We start from the raw sequence: 1,427 nt of genomic DNA, 5'->3' as shown, positions 1-1,427 counted from the left end.
CTGAGGTCTTTCCTCAACTCGTTTCCTGTAGGTACTATGACATCTGCTGACTTCTCCATAACCAACTCGTGATTTTGGAGACCTCCCCAGGTAATGACATCTTCTTTCACTCAATCGCTGCCGTATCTACATAATTACCCTTTTTGATGTTCTTTGGGGCGTTACAATGATGTGCTTGTTTACCCGAGTAATTATGCCTCTGTATACGATTTCTGTTCGTCAGTACCGAGTTTTGTAGTCTCGCTTCCTTCAGATAAAACCTCACGATTTTCACCCTTGCGACTTACTAATGCTTCAGAACGTTACTCCTGCGCATAAGGGACTTGCACCCTCTAGATTAATAAACTACCTTTCGGTAGTCAAAAGATGCCCATGCTGGGCACACACAAAAAATATAGTGCATTTGGCAGATAGTGCTGAAAATAAATATGGTAGCAATTATTAAACATTGTAGTAAATTGAAAATTTGGAGTATTTAAACGCCAAACGCACCATATTCAAACCGTTGTGTCTCATTTAACAAATAACTAAACCAATAAAAAAAATGATTAAAATCAAAACACTAATACACGAAAAAGAAAAAACCTATTTATTAATCATGAAAATTTTAGGAATTATTTTATGGCTAATTTTACTATTTGCTTCAATGGGTACAATATTAATATGGGGAGCTTTTATTGCTTTTGGATTATGGATTAGCGGGTTATACTTTAAAGCGGTTATATATGGAGACAGTGTTAAGGTATCTCCTTCTCAATTTCCTGAAATTTATGATATAATTATAGAACAATCCAACAAACTTAATCTTACAAATATACCAGAAGTATTTATATACAATGGAAGTGGATTAGTAAATGCCTTTGCTGTAAAGTTTCTATCTGCTAAATATGTGATACTAATGTCAGATTTAGTTGATTTAAGTCTTAAAAGAGGTAAGATAAAAGAATTATCAATGATAATAGGTCACGAATTAGGACATCATGCAGCAGGACACACAAGCTTCTTGAAAGGACTACTAATAAAACCTGCGAATTTCGTTCCCTTTCTTGGATCAGCTTACAGTAGAGCATGTGAATTTACAGCAGACAGAATAGGATTCACTTTAACAGAAGATTTATCAGCAAGTGAAAATGCACTTGTATCATTAGCGCTAGGAAGTGAAAGTTTAGCGAATGACACAAATATAGAAGCGTTTATATTACAAGAAAAAGAAATACCTGATTTTATGGGATTTATACATAAAATATATTCTACTCATCCAAGAATGACAAAAAGGGTAATTGAAATAAGAAAGTTCAATAAATTATACCTAAATAAATAAAAAACGAAGACACAATCGAGTAGACGGCTCCGACTAAAATAGTCGGAGTGCGCCTCTCACACCACCGTACGTACGGGTCTCGTATACGGCGGTTCGTAAATCATCA

Annotated in this window: 1 protein-coding gene; it reads left to right on the top strand. The window is 34.8% G+C overall.

Annotation, left to right across the window (positions count from 1 at the left end; translation table 11 throughout):
* Window positions 1–544: 544 nt before the first annotated feature.
* Entirely contained in the window at window positions 545–1,321 is a 777-nt protein-coding gene (locus DPIF8902391_RS09250; RefSeq protein ID WP_198912950.1) for a M48 family metallopeptidase, read from the top strand.
* The last annotated feature ends 106 nt before the right edge of the window (window positions 1,322–1,427 follow it).

The organism is Tenacibaculum finnmarkense genomovar ulcerans (genome assembly GCF_900239495.1).
GTDB lineage: Bacteria > Bacteroidota > Bacteroidia > Flavobacteriales > Flavobacteriaceae > Polaribacter > Polaribacter ulcerans.
Note: the sequence above shows the minus strand (reverse complement) of the source record. Positions and strands in the feature narration are given on the sequence as shown.

Excerpts from the sequence above, each read along its gene's own strand:
- DPIF8902391_RS09250 (WP_198912950.1), top strand. The coding sequence starts at position 545 with ATGATTAAAATCAAAACACTAATACACGAAAAAGAAAAAACCTATTTA.